Annotated in this window: 15 protein-coding genes, 1 tRNA gene and 1 pseudogene; 11 read left to right on the forward strand and 6 right to left on the reverse strand. The window is 59.8% G+C overall.

Annotated elements, in window-relative coordinates; all coding sequences use genetic code 11:
* Window positions 1-6: 6 nt before the first annotated feature.
* Both mdoH and ACSLUQ_RS04200 read left to right on the forward strand, forming a co-directional pair.
* Window positions 7-1809, forward strand: a complete 1803-nt coding sequence (gene mdoH, locus ACSLUQ_RS04195) for a glucans biosynthesis glucosyltransferase MdoH (RefSeq protein WP_461807771.1) — start codon at window positions 7-9, stop codon at window positions 1807-1809.
* A gap of 172 nt (window positions 1810-1981) precedes the next feature.
* Window positions 1982-2698: a glutathione S-transferase N-terminal domain-containing protein gene (locus ACSLUQ_RS04200; protein WP_417280946.1), complete on the forward strand. Its 717-nt coding sequence runs from the start codon at window positions 1982-1984 to the stop codon at window positions 2696-2698.
* Window positions 2699-2761: 63 nt separating this feature from the next.
* On the opposite strand, the gene ACSLUQ_RS04205 is transcribed toward ACSLUQ_RS04200, so the two are convergent.
* Window positions 2762-3193 carry a DUF2147 domain-containing protein gene (locus tag ACSLUQ_RS04205; protein WP_461807772.1) on the reverse strand — a complete coding sequence of 144 codons (432 nt, stop codon included), beginning with the start codon at window positions 3191-3193 and terminating at the stop codon, window positions 2762-2764.
* Window positions 3194-3656: 463 nt separating this feature from the next.
* Between ACSLUQ_RS04205 and ACSLUQ_RS04210 the strand changes: the two genes are divergently transcribed.
* Window positions 3657-3926: a hypothetical protein gene (locus ACSLUQ_RS04210; RefSeq protein ID WP_417280948.1), complete on the forward strand. Its 270-nt coding sequence runs from the start codon at window positions 3657-3659 to the stop codon at window positions 3924-3926.
* A gap of 156 nt (window positions 3927-4082) precedes the next feature.
* Here ACSLUQ_RS04210 and ACSLUQ_RS04215 read toward each other — a convergent pair whose 3' ends face one another.
* The 3 genes from ACSLUQ_RS04215 to ACSLUQ_RS04225 form a co-directional block, all read right to left on the reverse strand.
* Window positions 4083-4970, reverse strand: coding sequence for a hypothetical protein (locus ACSLUQ_RS04215; RefSeq protein WP_461807773.1), 888 nt, complete (start codon window positions 4968-4970; stop codon window positions 4083-4085).
* Entirely contained in the window at window positions 4967-5788 is an 822-nt protein-coding gene (locus ACSLUQ_RS04220) for a hypothetical protein (RefSeq protein WP_417280950.1), read from the reverse strand. The genes ACSLUQ_RS04215 and ACSLUQ_RS04220 overlap by 4 nt, the downstream gene beginning before the upstream one ends.
* A 174-nt stretch (window positions 5789-5962) precedes the next feature.
* On the reverse strand, window positions 5963-6190 hold the full coding sequence (locus ACSLUQ_RS04225; protein WP_461807774.1) for a hypothetical protein: 228 nt from the start codon (window positions 6188-6190) through the stop codon (window positions 5963-5965).
* A 440-nt stretch (window positions 6191-6630) separates the two neighbouring features.
* On the opposite strand from ACSLUQ_RS04225, the gene ACSLUQ_RS04230 reads away from it, so the two are divergent.
* A complete protein-coding gene (locus ACSLUQ_RS04230; RefSeq protein WP_417773946.1) occupies window positions 6631-7035 on the forward strand; it encodes a hypothetical protein in 405 nt (134 codons plus the stop codon).
* A gap of 230 nt (window positions 7036-7265) precedes the next feature.
* Window positions 7266-7355 (forward strand) — tRNA-Ser (locus ACSLUQ_RS04235).
* A 576-nt stretch (window positions 7356-7931) separates the two neighbouring features.
* Here the strand turns inward: ACSLUQ_RS04235 and ACSLUQ_RS04240 are convergent.
* Window positions 7932-8336: pseudogene (locus ACSLUQ_RS04240) on the reverse strand (recombinase family protein); the annotation flags it as partial.
* A 69-nt stretch (window positions 8337-8405) separates the two neighbouring features.
* Between ACSLUQ_RS04240 and ACSLUQ_RS04245 the strand changes: the two are divergent.
* The 4 genes from ACSLUQ_RS04245 to ACSLUQ_RS04260 all read left to right on the forward strand — a co-directional run bounded on the left by ACSLUQ_RS04245 (window position 8406) and on the right by ACSLUQ_RS04260 (window position 15149).
* Window positions 8406-9544, forward strand: a protein-coding gene (locus ACSLUQ_RS04245) for an IS3 family transposase (RefSeq protein ID WP_461807775.1) whose coding sequence is annotated in 2 segments (ribosomal slippage) — window positions 8406-8649 and window positions 8649-9544 — 1140 coding nt in all. Because the reading frame shifts where the segments join, the coding sequence is not laid out codon by codon here.
* 33 nt (window positions 9545-9577) lie between these two features.
* Entirely contained in the window at window positions 9578-12055 is a 2478-nt protein-coding gene (locus ACSLUQ_RS04250; protein ID WP_461807776.1) for an AAA family ATPase, read from the forward strand.
* The gene (locus ACSLUQ_RS04255; protein WP_461807777.1) at window positions 12055-12774 is read left to right on the forward strand and encodes a DCL family protein; all 720 of its coding nucleotides are present in this window, start codon (window positions 12055-12057) and stop codon (window positions 12772-12774) included. The genes ACSLUQ_RS04250 and ACSLUQ_RS04255 overlap by 1 nt, the downstream gene beginning before the upstream one ends.
* Entirely contained in the window at window positions 12771-15149 is a 2379-nt protein-coding gene (locus ACSLUQ_RS04260) for an nSTAND3 domain-containing NTPase (protein ID WP_461807778.1), read from the forward strand. The genes ACSLUQ_RS04255 and ACSLUQ_RS04260 overlap by 4 nt, the downstream gene beginning before the upstream one ends.
* A gap of 336 nt (window positions 15150-15485) precedes the next feature.
* Here ACSLUQ_RS04260 and tmk read toward each other — a convergent pair whose 3' ends face one another.
* Window positions 15486-16130 carry a dTMP kinase gene (gene tmk / locus ACSLUQ_RS04265; RefSeq protein ID WP_461807779.1) on the reverse strand — a complete coding sequence of 215 codons (645 nt, stop codon included), beginning with the start codon at window positions 16128-16130 and terminating at the stop codon, window positions 15486-15488.
* A 46-nt stretch (window positions 16131-16176) separates the two neighbouring features.
* On the opposite strand from tmk, the gene ACSLUQ_RS04270 reads away from it, so the two are divergent.
* Together ACSLUQ_RS04270 and ACSLUQ_RS04275 are read left to right on the forward strand one after the other, a co-directional pair.
* Window positions 16177-17604, forward strand: a complete 1428-nt coding sequence (locus ACSLUQ_RS04270) for a B12-binding domain-containing radical SAM protein (protein WP_461807780.1) — start codon at window positions 16177-16179, stop codon at window positions 17602-17604.
* A gap of 39 nt (window positions 17605-17643) precedes the next feature.
* Window positions 17644-19080, forward strand: a complete 1437-nt coding sequence (locus ACSLUQ_RS04275; RefSeq protein ID WP_461807781.1) for an HD domain-containing protein — start codon at window positions 17644-17646, stop codon at window positions 19078-19080.
* The last annotated feature ends 164 nt before the right edge of the window (window positions 19081-19244 follow it).

Below are 19244 nucleotides of genomic sequence, written 5' to 3' on the forward strand. Positions count from 1 at the left end.
CGCCGGATGCCATCGGGTGTTTCCAAGTCCTCCCTGAGGGAGACCATCGCGGTCGGCATCCGCCGGGCCGGTGCGATCATCCTTACCTTGGGCCTCACGGTTGCGGCTGCCTCGATGTTCGGCTCCGTGGCGGTCGCCGACGGGTTCGACTGGGTCGATGTGGTTCGGATCTCGCTGGTGGCGTTCTGCGCACTGTGGCTCTCGTGGGGCGCCTGCATCGGCATTCTCGGGCTTATCTTCCCAAGCGAGAGCGTGTCGGTCAGCGACGGCAAGCCGAGCGGGCGGACCGCCATCGTCATTCCGGTCTACAACGAGGCGGCGGATGCGGTCTTTGCCAGGCTGGACGCCATGTATCGCGCGTTGGACGATCTCGGCGTGCTGTCGACCTTCGACTTCCATGTTCTTTCGGATTCCACCCGAGAGGAGGCTGCCGCCGCCGAGAAGGCTCTTTATCGCCGTGCCGTCACCGTGCTGGGCGCGGGCGGGCGGCTGTTCTATCGGCATCGCTCGCCCAACACCGGGCGCAAGGCCGGCAACATCGCGGACTTCATCCGCGCCAGTGGCGGTGCCTATGACTACATGCTGGTGCTGGACGCCGACAGCCTGATGAGCGCGACCACCATTGTCGAGATGGTCCGGCGCATGGAAGCTGCTCCCGATCTCGGTCTGCTCCAGACGGTGCCGCGGATCATCGGCCGCAAGACTCTCTTCGGGCGGATGATCCAGTTCTCGGCGAATTTCTACTCGCCGGTGTTTTCGCGCGGCGTTGCCGCGCTGCAGGGGCGTCAGGGGCCGTTCTGGGGTCACAATGCACTGATCCGCATGCGCGCCTTCGCATCCACCTGCGGGCTTCCCGCGCTTGCCGGCAAGCCGCCCTTTGGCGGCGAGATCCTCTCCCATGACACGGTGGAGGCGGCGATGCTGGCGCGCGGCGGATGGCGCGTGCGGCTCGACGCCGATCTCGACGGCTCCTACGAGGAAGCGCCGGCCAATATCATCGAATATGCCAAGCGTGACCGCCGCTGGTGCCAGGGCAACCTGCAGCATGCCCGCATCCTGACCGCGCCAGGACTGCCGTTCTGGAGTCGCCTCAACATCGCGCAGGGCATCCTTGCCTATGTGGCCTCGCCTGTGTGGCTGTTGTTCCTGCTGGCCAGTGTTGCCGCGCCGCTGTTCGCGCCCGCGCCGGTCTATTTCATCTCCGGCTCGCTCTTCCCCCGCTTTCCTCACCCGGAGACGGAGAAGGGGCTGGCGCTGCTCTTCGGCGTTGTCGGGCTTCTCATCCTGCCGAAGGCGCTGCTTCTGCTGCGCGCGGTTCTCACACGCGGGGTCGGGCCCTACGGGGGCCGCGCGCGCGCCTCGCTCTCGGCTCTCTACGAATTGCTGCTCGCCTCGCTGCTTGCTCCGATCCACATGATGTTCCAGAGCCGGTCGGTGTTCCAGGTGCTCTCGGGCGCGGATTTCGGTTGGCCGTCGAGTGATCGCGAGGATGGCTCTCTCGGCTTTCTCATGAGTATCAAGGCCAGTTGGTGGATGGTGCTCTTCGGCAGCGCCACGCTCGGCTTCGCGTATTACTTCGCCTCCGGCCTGCTTGCCTGGCTCCTGCCGGTGACCTTGCCGCTTGTGTTCGCGCCGGTGGTGATCTGGTGGACGGCCTCGCCGACGGCGGGTGCACGGGCGCGCCGTCGCGACATCTTCCTGACCCCGCAGGAATGGAGCGAGGAGCCGGTGATCGCCGCCGCGGCCCGCGCGCTCGAAGTCTACCGCCGGTCCGTTGATGAGGGCGGCGAGGCGCGCAGCGCCGCATGATGGCCGGCGGCCTGACAGAGGGCCAGGCAGGTTTCGTGAACAGGCCGTTGCGCGATTGATTGCGGGGATGTGCATTGCGGCGCGAATGCTTGCGCCCTAAATCGCCTGCATATCCTATCGGGACCACGCCGTTTGCTGCGGTCCCGTCCCTTCGAACCTGCGAGGCATATCCATGGCTGCAAGCCAGACAAAGCCCATAGAACTCCACTACTGGCCGACACCGAACGGCTGGAAGGTCAGCATCATGCTGGAGGAACTGGGCGTTCCCTACGATGTGCACTACGTCGACATTGGCGCCGGCGACCAGTTCAAGCCTGAGTTCCTGAAGATTGCCCCGAACAACCGCATGCCGGCGATTGTCGATCCGGAAGGACCGGGGGGCGAGGCGATCTCGATCTTCGAGTCAGGCGCGATCCTGCAGTACCTCGGCCGCAAGTTCGGCCAGTTCTACCCGAGCGACGAGCGCGCGCGCGTCAAGGTCGAGGAATGGTTGATGTGGCAGATGGGCGGTTTCGGCCCGATGCTTGGCCAGAACCATCATTTCCGCGTCTATGCGCCGGAGAAGATCGCCTACGCGATGGACCGTTACCTCAACGAGACGCATCGGCTCTATGGCGTGCTCGACAAGCAGCTGTCGCGGAATGCCTATGTTGCGGGCGCCGACTATTCCATCGCCGACATGGCGATCATCGGCTGGGCAACGGGCTGGGAGCGCCAGGGGATGGACCTTGAAAAGGACTTCCCGAACGTCGCCCGCTGGATCGACAAGCTGAAGGCGCGCCCGGCGGTCGAGCGTGGCCTGGCGGTCGGCCGCGAGGAGCGCGAGAAGCTCAACCTTGCCGGCGACAAGAATGCCCAGTCGGTGCTTTTCGGCCAGCGCGCGCGCTGAGCCTGACAATCCGGCCTGCGGGAGCGCGTTTCTCGCTTCCGCAGGCTTGCAATTGGGTGGGCCTCAGCGCGTGCGCGACCAGGTTTCCCCCTTGCAGATGAGACCGCCGAGCACGCATCCCTCCAGCTTGAGCTTGTCGTCGCTGACCAGCGTCATCACGCCGGTGTAGGTCTTGCCGTCCTCGGCGTTGTAGACCTTGCCCTTCCAGCGGTTGTCTCCGGAGGGCTTCATGCCGATCACCGTCTGCGAGCCGAGAAGCGGCCGCGAGCGCCGGGCGGGATCCGGGTTTTGTGTGTCGTTGCGCGGGTCGCGCAGCCAGATCAGCTTGCCGCAGAGCGCATTGCCGCAATTCTCGATGCGGATCTTCGAACTGCCGCTTGGGCGAACCCATTCGCCTTTTGCGTCCGCTGCCTGAGCTGAAGCCGCGGCCAGCAGCAAGGGGGCCGCGGCGAGGCCGGCGAGAAGGGCTGTCCTGAATTTCACTATCCCTGCCATGTTGATACCTTTCCTCCGGAACTGCTGGCGGGAACGTCTGTCTCGCATTCCCTTTACGCAAACGTAAGCTATCCGAACGGACCCGGGCATACCAGCGGTTTCGCGCAGCTGCGTCAGGCCAGGTTGTCGGGTGTCGCAGGGGAGGGACGGCGCGCAGGCCGGGCAAGCGCGAAATCAGCGAGTTCGCGGCAGGGTGAATGAAGCCTTTCCACACGGATTCGCCTTTGAAGGAACGGGTCTTGATTTGGCTCTCGTTTTCGCGAAACCAGGGTGAATCCCTCGTAAATTTTACCCTTTGTTTTTAAGTCGTTTTCTTCCTGTTAAGCGCGATTTTTAAGGTTCCCTTGAGCGCCTCTGCCCACAATCCAAGTCATGGAGCATGGCACCGGAAGATGCATCTTGTTCCCGAAGGTCTGAAAGCCGCAACAACAGCGGTGCTGAAGATAAAGACAAGGAGCGTGACATGGCCCGACTGGATCTTGGTTCTCCCGATCTTGCCGCGATGGGCGGCCAGGCAACGAATGCGGACATCCTTCTGCAGATGGGGCTCGACTGCGCCAGCGGGCGCAACGGCGCCACGGACCTGGTTTCCGCGCACAAGTGGTTCAACATCGCCTCGCTCAAGGGCAGCCCGGACGCAGCGCGCTATCGGCGCGAGATCGCGGCCGAAATGTCGGGCGGTGAGATCGCCGACGCCCAGCGTGCTGCGCGCGAGTGGCTGAGTCTGCATTGACACGGCGGCGAACGCATCCTGTGACCGGGATCTGTCTCCCGCCGATGTCGGTGACACCGACACATCAAGGTCTTGTGAACCGTAGCGCGGTCGCGCACGCACGCTGACGCGCCGCGGTTCCAAACTCGCCCGTGGCGCGGCCCGGGTCGTACGCGCTCAGATGTCGCCGAGCACCGCCTTGCGCAGGCGCGCGAAGGGCCTTTCCGCCGGCGGCACGAGATATTGCGCGCTGAGCGAGACCACCGGCGCCATGGCGATGGCGAAACAGGCTCCCTGCTTGAGCTGGTCCGAGAACCACGGCGCTTCGTATTGCGGCGTGGTCGACCAGCTTTCGCGGATTGCCGCTCCCTCCATGTTGACGATGTTGGTGAAGGACGTCGACGGATCGTCGGGCGTCTTGCGGAAGCTGATGGCGATGGACGACAGGGATACCAGTTCGTCATGGGTGAAGGGCAGGCCCGCGTTGCGCAGTTGCACGGGGGGCACTTCCTGGCGACGCATGATGCAATAGACGGTCTGGCCACCGCAGGTCGGATCGCGGTCGGTCAGCTTCAGCACATAGGGCTGGTTGCTGACGGTGATCGTGCCGCTGGCCGCTGCCTGAATGCCGAAGTCGCCCCGGTTGTCGGCGCGCGGATCTCCCTCCAGAAGAAACAGGTCGCTGGTCGAGACGCTCGGCCCCAGCCCGGAGATTGCCTTGCGCAGCGCGGTCGCGTTTTCCTGCGCCGTGACATTGTCAGGCGGGTTGGCCCCTTGTGCGTATATCTGCAGCGACTTGTCCTGCCGCCTTGCGACAATGTCGAAAAAGGTCTCGATGCACGGCGCGCTGTCGAGGTGGGCGAGCGTTAGCGACGTGCCGGCCACGGTGTCCGCAACGACGATGACGATGATGCAGGACGTTGCGCTGTCGGAATAGAGCGTGAGCGCCGTACCGGGTTCCGGCGCGCCTGTCGTCAGGTAGTTGCCCTGGTCGACAAAATGAAATCCGGTGGCGGGAGGCGCTACGGGCTTGTTGTCGTTCCTGTCGACGATCACATCGGTCATGCTGGGCTCCCGAAAGGACGAAGCGGGTTGGTAAGGGGATTGCCGTTGATCTGGTAGAGGCAGCCGGAATTTCCATCCGATGATGCGGAGAACACGGCTGTTGCCTGGGTGTGGAACTCCTGGCCGATATATTTGGTCTCGCGGCAGACCGAGAGCTCGGTCTTGCCATAGTATTGATCGGTCAGGACGGAGCCGATGCCGTCGAGCGTCGGCTCCTGCTGGAGGATGAGTTCGGCGCGCCCCAGCCGGAGATAGGTGCTGTGGTTGGCCGGATAGCCGATTGCTTCCGGCTGAATCCGGAATGCGTTGGTCGAGGCGAAATGCCCGCTGTTGCGCATGATCGTGCGCACGGGTTCATGGTTGTTGGGGCCGGGCATGTATTCGATGAAGATCGAGACCGGTTGCGTGCGCGCTTCGTCCGCCCAGCCGGTGTAGAGCGAGATATCCGGCGCGGGGAAGGCGGTTCCATCACCCATGTTGCGGTAGAAATCGCTCAGGAAGGCGGCTGCGGCTGTCGCCGTCGCGTTGTCGCGCACGCTCGCCTCATAGGCTTCGAACAGAGCCGCGGTCTGGTCGTCGGTGACATAGTAGTTGGCGGAGGTCGTGTAGGCGTCTGCCGCCACGAAGGCGACGCCGGAACTGTTTGCCGCCGCCCAGAGCTTTCCAGCCCCCGCACCGCGGGTCATGGCGACATATGTGTCCACGCCCTTTCTGCCCGGCCTTACCTGGGGCTCGTTGAAGGCGGTGACGGGAATGAGGTCGCATTGCTTGAAGGTGTGGAGCGTTCCACCCTGAAAAACCACGCCGATGGTGCACATGCGTCCCCCGTCCTGTTTTCCTAACGGACGGTCGCGGGCATCCCGCTTCGCCGGGACCGGCACAGGCTCTACTGGCGTCACACGCGACCTGTGTTACGCAACGTCAAACAACCTTTGGTGTCAAGGTGAATATATGCAACTTAAATGTGGAGTGGCTTGCGTGGCGGGCGCGCGTCAGCTTTCGGGCGTCTCCGGTTTCACGTCCTGTTCGTCGGTGGCGGAGGGGAAGGCCGGTGCGGCTCCCTCCGCAAAGCCGCAAAGCTCGGCGTCTGCGGCCTTGCGGATCTCGTCGAGCCGACCGACGTAGTCGGCAAGCTCGGGCGCTTGCTCCATGCGCCGGACAAGATCGGCGAGGCGATCGCGAATTTCCAGGCAGGCCGCGTGGCGGCGATCGGTCTCCATCTGCAACACTCCCGCTCCGGGGAACGGCCACGCTCCGTCGGCCTGACTTGCGGCCGCATGCGTGGCAGCGCCGGCCGTCTCTCCGGTGATTGTTTCGCATTCTCTCGCCTGCAGGCGAAGCTGCCGTGGCCAGGCGGCTCCTGCAGGAGGCGAGGGACTACGAAGGGTTTTGCCGCTCCGGTTTCGCAATTTATTCGAGTTGCGGGGCGCGCTGCAATCCCTGTTCGAACGGCGGCTGCCGCTTTCCTGCGCCGCACCCGTGTGGATCGCGGGCGGGGAGTTGGTGTCCTGCGATCACGGCGGAGCGAGAAAACCAATTTTCCTTGCAGATAAGCCCGGTCTGTATCGATTAAAAGTCAAGTGTAATGGTTTCTATACTTGAAATTGCATTGATGCGGTCATGGCGAATTTCGCTGGTTCTGACATGGGAGATCCTGAAAGTGAAACCCGTTTCCATTGCAATGCTGACCCTGGTCGGCCTTTCCGTGGCCGGATGTGTATCCGCGGTGCAGAACAAGGAGAACATGCTTTCGGCCGCAGGGTTCAACGTCCGTCTGGCGGATACGCCGCAAAAGATCGCGTCTTTGAAGACGCTTCCGCCTCACAAGTTCATTATCCAGAACAAGGGCGGGCAGCCGATCTACGTCTATGCCGACCCGACGGTCTGCGGTTGCCTCTATTACGGCACCCAGGACAACTATCAGGACTACCGGCAGATGATGTTCGACCAGAATCTCGCAAATGAGCAGCAGATGACGGCGATGATGAACCAGCAGATGGCTTTCGACTTCGGTCCCTGGGGACCGGGCCCCTGGGCAGGAGGCTTCTGGGGGGCGCCGATGTGATGAAAAACGCGCGGGCGATGTGTCGCCCGCGCGTCACGTCAGATCGAAGCGGCGTCTCACGGGCCTGTCGACAACGGCGTTTGCACAGCCGTGGAGGAACCGGCGACGTACCTGTTTTCCCGATTTCTCCCGCATTTCCAACCTGTCGGCACGTTGTTCGGTTGATAGCTGCTCAAAACTGTAAGATCCACTCTTGCCAAAGCGATGCAAATCCGTGAAAAGGGCGGCACGGAGAGGTGGCCGAGTGGTCGAAGGCGCTCCCCTGCTAAGGGAGTATACCGGAGACGGTATCGAGGGTTCGAATCCCTTCCTCTCCGCCATTTCAGTCCCAAGCTGGGCACGCCGATTCCCGCCGATTTCCCTCCGGAAACGGCGGCGAGCGTGCGAAGCAACTCTCCCTTCGATCCCATGATGCGAACTTCGGTCTCGGCGACTTCTATGCGCTGGGCGAAGGCGCGCAAGTGATCCCGCCGATAACCGCCCCCGTCGAGCCTGATGCGCTGCCGCGCGACGTCAGCGAACCGGCGCACCGTGGCGGGCGTGACCGCTTGGTTGCCTGAGCTTTCGAGCATGGCCTGCGCCCGCTCGGCATCGACCTGCGCCTGGTCGCGGAGCGACTTCAGCCCGGCGATGCGGTCTTTCAGTGCCGGGTCGGTAATATCGGCAACGCCTGATTCGATCGCGTCGTAGAGGCGCTTGAGGCGAAGGTCGGTCTCGGCCGCCCGGCGGTTTAGCTCGGCGATATGTTCCTGTCGGCGTTCGGCGCGTTCATGTCGGCGGTCGAGGACAGAGGCCAGGATTTCCTCCAGCCGGTCGGGCTGGAGCAGCCGATCCCCGATATGGCTGGCGACGATGGTGTCGAGCTTCTCCATCGGGATCGAGCGGCCCGAACAGCCGGTCTCGCCCTGCCGCGCCTTGATCGAGCAGGTGTAGTAGCGATAACGCCCGCCCTTGCCGGTGCGGATGGTCATGGCTCCACCGCACTTCTCGCAGAAGCAGATACCCGTCAGCAGGGTCGGGCCGCTGACAACGCGCGGCGGCGTGACCTTGGGATTGCGGGCCTTCAGATGCGCCTGAACGGCGTCGAACGTCTCAAGGTCGATCAGCGGCGGCACGGGCACCGTGACGATCTCGCTGATGGGCTTCAGTTCCTTGGTTTTGGAGCGCTTGTTGAACTCGTGTTCGCCGATATAGGTGCGCCGGGTCAGAATACGGTGAAGCTGGCCGATGCCCCAGCGCCCGCCGTCGCGGGTGAAGATGCGGCGCGCGTTGAGATGGCTGACGATCGCCTTGACGCCCATCGGACCTGGACTTGTCACGGTTTGATTCCGCCTCTTTGAATAGACTATTTGTCATTAAGGAGAAGAATTATGGCAGTTTCCCACACAGACGATTTCAGACGCGAAGCCGTTCGGATTGCGCTAACGAGTGGTCTTACTCGCCGCCAGGTAGCAACCGATTTAGGCGTTGGCCTTTCTACGCTATCGAAATGGATACAGCGCTCTCGCCCCGAGGATATGCCTCCGACTGGAGAAATCGATTTAGCGAAAGAGAATGAACGCTTGCGCAAAGAGAACCGCCTACTTTTGGAGGAGAGGGAGGTATTAAAAAAGGCCACCGTGTTCTTTGCGAACCAAAGAAAGTGAGGTTTGCTTTCGTGGAAGAACACCGAACTCAGTTTCCGGTCCACCGGCTGTGCCAGATTATGGACGTTACATCGCGCGGTTATCGTGCTTGGCGCAGACGACCATTAAGCAAGCGGGAAAGACAGGATATGGTGATCCTCGCGCATATTCGAGAGCAGTATCGTCTTAGCCTTAAATCCTATGGTCGTCCCCGCATGACGCAAGAACTACAGGATATTGGATTATCTGTTGGGCACCGACGCGTTGGGCGTTTGATGCGCCAAAACAACATTTATGCGGTTAGAACCCGCAAGCATAAGGTGACAACTGACAGCAACCATACTTTCAAAATAGCCCCGAACCTGCTGGATCAGGATTTCTCAGCTGACAAACCTAATCAGAAATGGGCGGGTGACATCAGTTACTTATGGACACGAGAAGGATGGTTATATCTGGCTGTCATAATCGATCTTCATTCACGGCGCGTTGTGGGATGGGCTGTCAGCGACCGTCTGAAACAAGATCTTGCATTACAAGCATTGAACAGAGCCATTGCCTTGCGCAATCCAAAACCCGGCTGCATTCATCATACAGACCGCGGCAGTCAATACTGTGCTTATGACTATCAAAGGCGGTTGAAGCAGCTCAAATTCCAGGCATCAATGAGTGGAAAAGGGAACTGCTGGGATAATGCTGTGTCAGAAACATTCTTCAAAACACTGAAGGCGGAGCTGATTTGGCGTCATGCCTGGCAAACACGTCAACAGCTGACCGATGCGCTTTTCCAATACATCAACGGATTTTACAATATTCGCAGAAGGCATTCGACGCTCGGAGGAATATCGCCCGCTCAGTTCGAACAGATAACAGCCGAAAAGAGATAAAGAGGCGGAAATAAAGCGGGACAAGTCCAGTCAATGGCTGATCCCTATTTTTTCCAGTCGTTGAGCCTGACCGGGTTCCGGGCCTATCTCCAGCCGAAGACTTTCGATTTCAGCAAGAAGCGATGCCTGGCGATCTTCGCGCCCAATGGCAGTGGCAAATCCAGCGTCATCGATGCACTTGAGTTCGTACTGTCCAAGGACGGAACGCTTGAACGGTTGGGGCAGCGCGCCATCAACAATCAGGCCGGACCGATCGCTCTGGCACACAATCTGGCCGAGGAAGCTAAGATCGTCCCGACCGTGGCGATCGGTATCATCTCAGGCAAGGATGTCACGAACGGCACTCGGGCGGCGGGAGGTGCAAAGCGTCCGATTCCGGCCGTGGCGACCACCATCAATGCTTGCTTTGCGGTGCCGCCGATCATTCGCGGCCATGCGCTCCGTACCTTTGTCGAAATCCACACGCCGGAGCAGCGTTACGCGGATGTCGCTAACTGGCTGCAACTGAGCCCGCTGGTCGAGGTGCAAAAGAACCTTCGTTCGCTGCGGACGCAGATCAAGACCGCAGCTGAAGACGAGACGGCGCTCCAGCGCGTTGATACCCAGCTCGCCAAGGAGACGATCCAGACGGTCAAAGCATGGGACGCGGCGGCGGTTCTCTCCCATGCCAATACGCTGATCCTCGCGCCACTTGACCCGGTGCTCGTCCTGACGGCCCTGGCAGCGATTGATCCGGCCTATGTCGAGTTGGAGGCGCGCGCCAAAGCGGAGGAGAACAAGATCGGACTCGCCGGCTTGCGGCAGATCCGCAGCGCGGCCGCCAGCTTGTGGCTGGAGACGACTGACGCCGATAGCGGTGAGGCTGTGGTTAGCGGCGCAGTTCCAACCTTCGATGCCGCCGTCATGATGCTTACGACGGCCGAAGGCAAGGAAGCAGAGGAGCGCGATAAGGCGGCCGGAACCGTGTTTCAGGCTTTGTGGAAAGCCGCCGAACCGCTTTTCGTCGAAGGCGCGCCCGCACCAGATGTTTGCCCGGTCTGCATCACACCGATCGCGGACACGGCGGCGGGCAGCGCAGAGGCGATCCGGGATCACGTCGCCAAACATCTCGAAGAATTAGCCGGCTACGCAGCCGCAAAGAAACTGCGTGATGATGCCAAGGCGGCGGCGACCAAAGCCCATACCCAACTGGTAGCGTCGCTGCCAGGGCTGATTGGCTTGCTTGGCGATGGTGACGCGGTGCTCAAATCCGATCTGGTGGCCTATCAGGCGGGCGTCGCCGGGTGGCCGAAAAGTGCCGCGCCAGCATCGGTCGGCATTGTCGCCTCGATCCGCAAGTTGCTGACGGCCCTTGATCAGGCCATTTCCGACATCGAGGCGAAGCAAGGGGACCACACCTATCTCAAGGCCAAAGCGAAGATCGACCGTCTGCTGGAGCTAGAGGGCGAACGGAATCTGGCGCTGCGGACAAGCAAGGAGTTGGGGACGCTGTCCGAGGCGCTGACGGCGCAGGCGGCCACAATCTCGGCCGAGATTCGCAAAAAGGTGCAGGCGCTGCTCGACAAGCTCCAGACGCCGATGAACGACATCTACAAGATGATCCAGGGCACCGGGGCCAAACCGATCCGGCTGGAGCTACCGGGAGAAGACGATAGCAACCAGCAGCGCCTCAACCTGCTGATCGATTTTGCGGCGAACCGAACGGGCGTGCAGCCGGGCGGCTATTTGAGCGACTCCCAGATCCATTCTGTGGCGCTAGCGCTGCGCATGGCGGCGATCAAGCAGTTCAATGCCGGCGCGCCCATCATCGCGCTGGACGATATCGTCACCTCTTACGACGCCGATCATCGCCGCACCATTGCCGGGTTGATCGCCACCATGTTTGGCGATTGCCAAGTCCTGATCACCACCCATGACGAACGGTTCTTCAACTATCTGAAGTACCAACTCGAAGCGAAGACTTGGCACTTCACCCGGATCATCGGCCTTGATCCGGCCTATGGACCTCGATTCGCCGACCACAAGGTCAGCGACGAGATGATCGAGGCCCGCTGGGCGGACGGGCAGTCGGCGGCCAATGAGATGCGCCAGGCCGAAGAGGAATGGTTGCTCGGCATATGCCGCGATTTTGGCGTCAGTGTTCGCATCCGTCCCTTGGAGAGGGCCTATTCCTACGAACGTAGCGAGTTGGCATCGGCGCTCGGTGGCCTGCTCAAGGACGCCAAACTGGAACCGGCGCTGGTGCCGGGCGTCAACAATCGTTTCCTCGCGAGCCTTGCGACCGGCACAATCGAAAACTTTGGAAGCCATTTTCAGGACGTCCCTTACGGTGACGGCTCGATCGGCGACGAAAAGACGCGCTGGGAGGAGTTCAAGACGTTCCGCAGCCAGTTTGCCTGCAAGAAATGCAGCCGCACGAAATTTCAGCGCCCCCTGGCACTGAAGAAGCCGGTATGCGCGCATGGCGGGTGTGAGGCCCAGTTCGAGTTCGCAGCAGCAGGAGCGGCATAATGGGAGGGCGATCGAAACCCGTCGAACTGGCGACCCGCAGCTTTGAAAAGCAGGGCGACGCCACAGCCTTTTTCAAGGCGATGCTGAACCGCTACCGGCCAGGAGAGCGGGTCAACGACGATGATGCTCTGGACGTGGCGGCTCTGCTCGAACGCCACACGGAGTACGTTGCGAAGGTCGGCAGCGGCGTCAGCCATTTCCAGGTGATGATGACCGAGCATGGCACGCAGTGCTTCCGCATTATCCGGACGGACGGCAGCGGTACGGATTTCTCCTATCCGCACTGCATCACGCAGCGAGCACCCAGCCGCAAGCAGGAGGTCTCACAAGCGTTTCGACGCGCCGTGCGATTTGATCTGTATAAAGCCCGAGACGCCTTCTTCGCGACGCATGGCGACGCCAACGGCAACGCCACTTGCGCAGCGACGGGCGAGCGGATCACCCGTGACGATGCCCATATGGATCATCGCCCACCGATGACCTTCGAGGTGATCGTGACCACATTTCTTTGCGGTCGCGGCCTGTCGCTCGACGGCATCCCGCTTACGACCGGACAGGACGATCAGGTATCCCCAGAGGTGACGGATCAGACGTTGTCCGAGGCGTTTCGGTCGTACCACTCGTCTGTGGCGCGCCTCGATCTCGTGCGCAACACCGTCAATCTGGCACAAGCGAGCCGACATCGTCTGAAAGACGGGCGCGTCTCCCTGGCCCAATGACGCTGTCTGAGGATTTTGGACTGGATGGTCATCCAGTCAGCTATGCCGAGCGCTTAACAATAGAGGTGCCGTTGGAAATCAATAATGAGGATGCGAAGCGAGTATCGGACCTTACAGAGGCGGACGGCTCATCTTCGCCATCGGCGCAAGGGCCATTAATCGATTACGCTCTCCACACTTTAGGCTGGAAGTCGTTTCAAGATCTGTGCGTAGCAATCGCTCAGGAAGTGCTCAAGCGATCGGTTGAGACATTTCTACCTTCAAAGGATGGCGGGCGCGATGGTGCATTTCTAGGTCGTTGGTCCAATGGAGATGCAGCCGGTCGCTCGACAATCCAATGCAAATTCACGAGCAAGGCGGATGCACCACTGAGCCTGAGCGCCGTGAAGGGCGAATTGACCAAGGCCGGAAAGCTCGCAGCCAGAGGTTTGGCTGAAGACTACATCCTTCTCACAAACCACGGCGTATCGGGCACGCAGGCCGACGCAATCGCCGCGGCGTTCGAAGCGGTGGGCGTGAAGAACTGTGTAATTCTCGGGCGCGACTGGATAGCGCAGCAAATTCGGGAATCGTCACGGCTACGGGTGATGGTGCCAAGGGTCTATGGATTGGGAGATCTTTCCCAGATCCTTGATGAGCGTGCCTATGCGCAATCTCGCGCGGTCCTGAGCGCACTTGGGGACGATCTGGCATGTTTCGTTGTCACAGATGCGCATCGTCAGAGCGTGGACGCGCTACTCGATCATAATTTTGTCTTGCTGCTTGGAGATCCGGCTTCCGGGAAATCGACCATCGCCGCGAGCCTGGCTTTGGGGGCGCTCGATCACTGGCGCGCGCCGACGATCCGCGTGACCAGTCCTGAGGACATCATGCGGCATTGGAATCCCGATGACCCCAAGCAGTTCTTCTGGATAGATGATGCTTTCGGCGCCACTCAGTACCAACGCCATATTGCCGACGCCTGGAATCGGCAGATGCCCCTGATGGCCGCCGCGTTGCGCAAGGGTGCACGCTTCCTGCTGACATCCCGCACCTACATCTGGCGGTCAGCTCATCGTGATCTCAAAACCGGCGCGTTTCCGCTTTTCGACAAGTCCCAGGTGGTCATCAACGTCCAAGGCTTGGCAACCGCCGAGAAGGCACAAATCCTATACAATCACATTAAACGCGGTGATCAACCGGCTGCGTTTAAGAAGGTCATCAAGCCCCATCTGGCAAAACTTGCTGAAGATTCATCTTTTCTTCCCGAGACAGCTCGTCGCCTCGGGTCCGCATTCTTTACGGAGAAAGTGACCCTCGATGAGGAGGGTTTGCTCGATTTTGCACGGCGACCCGTCGATTTTCTAAAAGACGTGCTGCGCAATCTCGATCGGGGCGAAGCGGCCGCAGTAGCACTGATTTTCATGCATGGCGGGCAACTTGCATCGCCGATCGAGAATGATGATCGTATAGCGTTAATCACGGAACTTCTGGGCGTCACCGCCGCCGAAATCCGGCTCGCGCTTGATTCACTTTGCGGCAGTCTTGCCCTACTCGTCGATACGACCGAGGGTCCAAAATGGACGTTAAAGCATCCGACTATCGGCGATGCTTATGCTGCGCTTGTCGCCAATTCACCTGAACTGACGGAAATCTACTTGCGCGGCGCAAAGTTCGAACGTCTGCTTGAGGAGGTCGTGTGCGGCGGGGTCGAGTTACGTGGCGCGAGCGTGCGGGTCGGCCCTTCGCTGTATCCGGCGCTTCTCAACCGTTTGCTCGTCCATCCCATTGACTACCGCATACGCTATTTTCTCGGTCAGCGCTGCGACGCTGCATTCTTGCGGCTGGTGGTGGACCAGGTGCCGGCTGTTCTCGATCTTCGTCCGGGCGCGTTCATGGCATACTCCTCCGAAAATCGACTGTTGGCGAAGCTGCATCAGGCAAAACTCCTCCCCGAGGAAAAGCGCCTCAGCCTCGTCGAGCACATCGTCGATACGACCCTCACAGTCCCCGATGGCGGTGTTTTTCGTGATGAATCCCTGCGTTCGCTCATGACTGATGCCGAGTTTGAAGATCTCCTGATACGAGTAAGGGGGGACGTTATTGATCGACTCGACACCCATATTTCCGATTGGAAATCCAATTGCGGGGACAGCGATCCTGATAGTCACTTCGACGAATTATCGAGCTTATTGGCCGGTATTGAGGATGCGCTTCCGATCGACCACTCCGACCGCATCAAGATCGATGGTGGGCGAATTGCCATCGGGAAAGCAATTGAGGACCTCAACGAAACACGCGATCCAGATGTCGAAGGTCGAGTAGAAACACCCGTCGGCCGAGCCGCCAGCGCTCGCTCCAACATTCAGTCAATCTTCGACGACGTAGACCGCTAGGGTACTGCGGGCGGCGTTAGAGGGCTATAGCGTAGACGTAGTGCTCATCATCATCCGGCGTGTATGGCGCGAACGCCGCCGATTGCACGCCGTGGCGCGATACTCTTCGCCATGACCGCACGAATTGCGCCGATTGCCAGGCTGGATGTCTTGGACGTAAGCTTCTTGTTGAGAGGGCAATACGTCGATCAGTTCTCGGGTTCGGCGATCATCTCACCTTTTCCTCGAAGAACGCTCACTCAAACCGTATGAAATAACCGAAAGCACGTCACGTCGTCGAGCATTTCCCGAGAGAGCCTAAACCCGGAGGCGCAGATCACGCAGCACCCCAAAACTTTAGCTGATGAAATTCGGCACGAGCGAACCAGCTCGCGATTCATCAATCGTTGCCATGATCATCTCTGCCACCTCGTGGGGCGAAGCCGTGGCATCGACCACGTGGCATCTTCCCGGCTCTCTCCTCGCGATTTCCAAAAATCCGTTTTGGATACGCTTGAAGTTTCTGGTGGCCTCGGCGGGATCGTCGGTGTCCTTCCCGTTACGGATACTGCGGCGATTGAGGGCGGTTTCCGGGTCGATATCGAGGATGAACGTGAAGTCAGGTATCGTTCCACCGAGAATTTCAGAGCGGATCGCGTTGAAGGCGGCCTCGGAGACGCCGTTATTGAAGACCTGAAACGCAAAGGTGGAGTCGACAAATCTGTCGGTAACGACCCAATCGCCTGCTTCCAACATAGGCCGAATGACCTGGTGGACGTGGTTGTACCTCGCAGCAAAAACCAGAAGCATTTCCTCTTGTGGAGACAGCGGCGCGCCGCGGTCTCTGATAAGTATCGAGCGGATTTCCGCCCCCATCCATCCGCCATCAGGCTCTTTGGTCCGCAATACCTTGAAGCCGCGTGCCCTCAGCGACGTGGCGAGGAGGTCGGTCTGTGTGGTTTTCCCGCTCCCATCAATGCCTTCGATACTTACAAACGGCACTTAGGCCTCCTATGTCTAATGACCAACGCCTTTACGTAACGAGCCAATGGTCAGATCAGATGTCGTAATATTCGTCTCCGCAGGCATGATTTCTCCGAAAAAGAGAGATCATCCGCTTGCCCGTCGCCAGCTTTATCTCAACTATGGTGCCCTGTCTCTGGCCACGGTACTTCAGATAGGCGGCCACGAAACTGTGCTTGTTCATGGAGAGCATCAAGCGCCCGCTGTGGTATTGGACGATTTGCGTGCTGCCGGCCGATTTCCGTCACGCTATCCGCTGATGCTATCAATCCCCAGCTTCTACGCGCTGCCTTGGGCGCAGCGCTTCTGCCGGCTGGCGAAAACGGCTGATCCAGAGTGCAAGATCGTCGTGGGGGGGCGCTGGGTTGTAGGACCCGACATGGCGTGGTTTCGGACAATGCTCCCGGAAGCCGACCAACTCGCATCGGGCTTGAGTGAACCGTACATCCAGGATCTCCTGACGGGCAGCCCGATCCTTGAACGTACGGCCGTCCCGACGCCTAGCTTTACCCTGAATCATACGCTGGTGTCGGGCTATCTGAACTACCAACCGAGCATCGAAGCATCGCGCGGTTGCGGGATGGGATGTCTATTCTGCGAAGAGCGCGACATCCCGGTTGAGAAACTCGGAGATCCCAGCACTGTCGCCCGTTCGATGGCGTTGGTGCGGGAGCAGTACGGCGGCGGCGAGATCCATCCCTATTTCCAGTCATCGATGTTCCTGCCGACGACCCGATGGGCCGCGAGGCTGGCCGACGAAGTTCGGAAATCGAATATGCGCGTAACTTGGCGGACCGAAACCCGAGTCGATGTAATGGCGCCCGATACCTTAGCGGCCCTTGCCGAGGCAGGGCTGCGGGTTATCGACCTTGGCTTGGAAACGGCTTCTCCTACCCAGATCATGGCAATGAATAAGACCCCCATGCCCGATCGCTATCTGCGGAAGGCCGAGGATCTTTTGGAGGCGTGCCGCAAGTACGGCGTGATGGCCAAGGTAAACGTGCTGCTCTACGCGGGCGAAACAGAAACTACTCTTCGCGAGACGGAAGCTTGGCTGGACAGCAATGCCAGCAGCATCGCGGGTGTCTCAGTCGGGCCGGTCATCGCCTACGGTCCACCCAAAACCGCGGATATTCTGATTGAGGACTGGGCTCGTCGAGGTGCTCGGCCAGTCGAACACGACAGCGCCGTCCGTACCGGCATCACCAAGATGCATCTCAGCGACGAATTCGATGCTGCGACAGCAGAAGTGGCCAGCCTGGAACTGTCCCGCCGCTACATGGACAGTGACTCGTATTTCGCCCTCAAGAGCTTCTCATACTATCCACGGGACTATCATCGCGTCGATTTCGACGCGGACGTCTTGGCTTCGGACCCAGCGGCACTTCCATTTCGATTGGCCGCGTGTGGGGAGGCTCCGGCACGAGGCCCGACGATAATCCAGCAGACCTGAAGAACAAGCTCGTAACTTCAAGATAGGGAGCCGCCGACCATGACCTCAAAAATGATCAAGGATCCGATTCATGGGTTTATCGAGTTCGAGGGCGATGCCGAACTCGAACTGAAAAACATGTTGTCGGACCCCTTCTTTCAAAGGTTGCGGCGCGTAAAGCAACTTGGCTTCGCTGACTACGTCTTTCCGTCGGCCACGCATTCCCGGTTCGCCCACTCGCTCGGAGTCTATTCGGTGGCCAAGCGGATGCTATCAATCGTCGAGCCCGATGTCCGAAAGGGTAACTGGTCAAGAGAGGGGCAAGCATGCCTTGCGGCGGCGCTGCTTCACGACGTGGGTCACGGCATGTTCAGCCATGCCTTCGAGAAGGCAATGGAGTTCTATTTTAAGCGGAACCCGGACCAGCAGGCCGAGCGGCCGGGCCTGAAGGACGCTGTCGACCACGAGAAAATCGGTCCAAAGATTATCACCCAATCGGCCATAGCCGAGACCTTGACCCGTCTGGGCGGAGAAGATTTCCCACAACTCGTTGCCGATATGATTCTTAAGAAGAGAAAAGGCTGCATTTACACTTCGATCGTGTCCGGCCAGCTCGACGCCGATCGTCTCGACTACGCCAAGCGCGACCCCTACTTCGCCGGAGTATCTTCTGGCGGCATCGACCTGGACTGGCTGATCAGAAATCTAAACAGGGGCAAAGGCGAGCACGGCGAGTTCCTGTACGTCGACAGCAAGGGGTACATTTCTCTTGAACAATTCACGGTCACGCTATTCCAGCTTTACCCCACTCTGTATCTACACAAGCGGACCCGAGGCCTTGAGTACATGTTTGCTTTGATGATGAGTCGAATATTCGAACTTGCCGCCGAGGGTAGGGAAAAGGAAACCGGGCTCCCGTCTACGCATCCATTCGTGCGGTTCTTCCACGATCCTGAAAATCTTGAAAACGCCTTGCTGCTGGACGATACGATGTTTTGGGGCGCGCTCTACCTCCTGAGGGAGGCTCGCGATGATTCGATTAGCACGATCGCACGTCGTATCGCGGAGCGCAGAATCTACCCAATGGTCGACATATGGAAAATCGCCGACGAGGTTGCGGCTGTCGACGTCGGCGTCCAGGAGCTTGCGGCCGTCGACCGGGTGGCCTTTCTGCATGGCATCTGCAAGTCGGTCTCGGCAGAAATTGCAGTCGATGAGAAAATCTGGATCGAAGGGTGCTACTACGACAGGTATGATCGGCCAATTTACAAGCCGCTGAATAAGGCTGGCGGGCATCCACAACAGATAAACGTCCAGGTCGGCGGCGAGATCGTCGACATAGCTTCGATCTCGCCTGTCGTCGCCAGCGCAGCCAGCTTCAACATCCACCGCGTCTATTACGATGATTCAATTGATGGCCACGACGAGATACTGGAGACTGCGATTCGCAACGCTGTCAGCCATCATTTGTTGAAAGGCAGCAAGAAAGCCCACTAGCAGGCGGGTCTTTCAACCCGCTAGTATGGGCATGAATGCCACCTCCGCCACCTTATCGGATGATGCGGCATTAGAGGGCTATAGCGTAGACATAGTGCTCATCATCGTCGGGTGCGGCCCGCCATTAGCCATTGATTTCATTGGGCTAATTGGCGCTCAACCAA

It is taken from the genome of Stappia sp. ICDLI1TA098, from assembly GCF_054880955.1.

What these genes read in the sequence shown, in the direction of transcription:
- ACSLUQ_RS04260 (WP_461807778.1), top strand. Translation starts at nt 12,771, where the DNA reads ATGACGCTGTCTGAGGATTTTGGACTGGATGGTCATCCAGTCAGCTAT.
- ACSLUQ_RS04250 (WP_461807776.1), top strand. Translation starts at nt 9,578, where the DNA reads ATGGCTGATCCCTATTTTTTCCAGTCGTTGAGCCTGACCGGGTTCCGG.
- ACSLUQ_RS04220 (WP_417280950.1), bottom strand. Translation starts at nt 5,788, where the DNA reads ATGTGCACCATCGGCGTGGTTTTTCAGGGTGGAACGCTCCACACCTTC.
- ACSLUQ_RS04215 (WP_461807773.1), bottom strand. Translation starts at nt 4,970, where the DNA reads ATGACCGATGTGATCGTCGACAGGAACGACAACAAGCCCGTAGCGCCT.
- ACSLUQ_RS04205 (WP_461807772.1), bottom strand. Translation starts at nt 3,193, where the DNA reads ATGGCAGGGATAGTGAAATTCAGGACAGCCCTTCTCGCCGGCCTCGCC.
- ACSLUQ_RS04210 (WP_417280948.1), top strand. Translation starts at nt 3,657, where the DNA reads ATGGCCCGACTGGATCTTGGTTCTCCCGATCTTGCCGCGATGGGCGGC.
- ACSLUQ_RS04200 (WP_417280946.1), top strand. Translation starts at nt 1,982, where the DNA reads ATGGCTGCAAGCCAGACAAAGCCCATAGAACTCCACTACTGGCCGACA.
- ACSLUQ_RS04255 (WP_461807777.1), top strand. Translation starts at nt 12,055, where the DNA reads ATGGGAGGGCGATCGAAACCCGTCGAACTGGCGACCCGCAGCTTTGAA.
- ACSLUQ_RS04225 (WP_461807774.1), bottom strand. Translation starts at nt 6,190, where the DNA reads ATGGAGACCGATCGCCGCCACGCGGCCTGCCTGGAAATTCGCGATCGC.
- ACSLUQ_RS04275 (WP_461807781.1), top strand. Translation starts at nt 17,644, where the DNA reads ATGACCTCAAAAATGATCAAGGATCCGATTCATGGGTTTATCGAGTTC.
- mdoH (WP_461807771.1), top strand. Translation starts at nt 7, where the DNA reads ATGCCATCGGGTGTTTCCAAGTCCTCCCTGAGGGAGACCATCGCGGTC.
- ACSLUQ_RS04270 (WP_461807780.1), top strand. Translation starts at nt 16,177, where the DNA reads ATGGTCAGATCAGATGTCGTAATATTCGTCTCCGCAGGCATGATTTCT.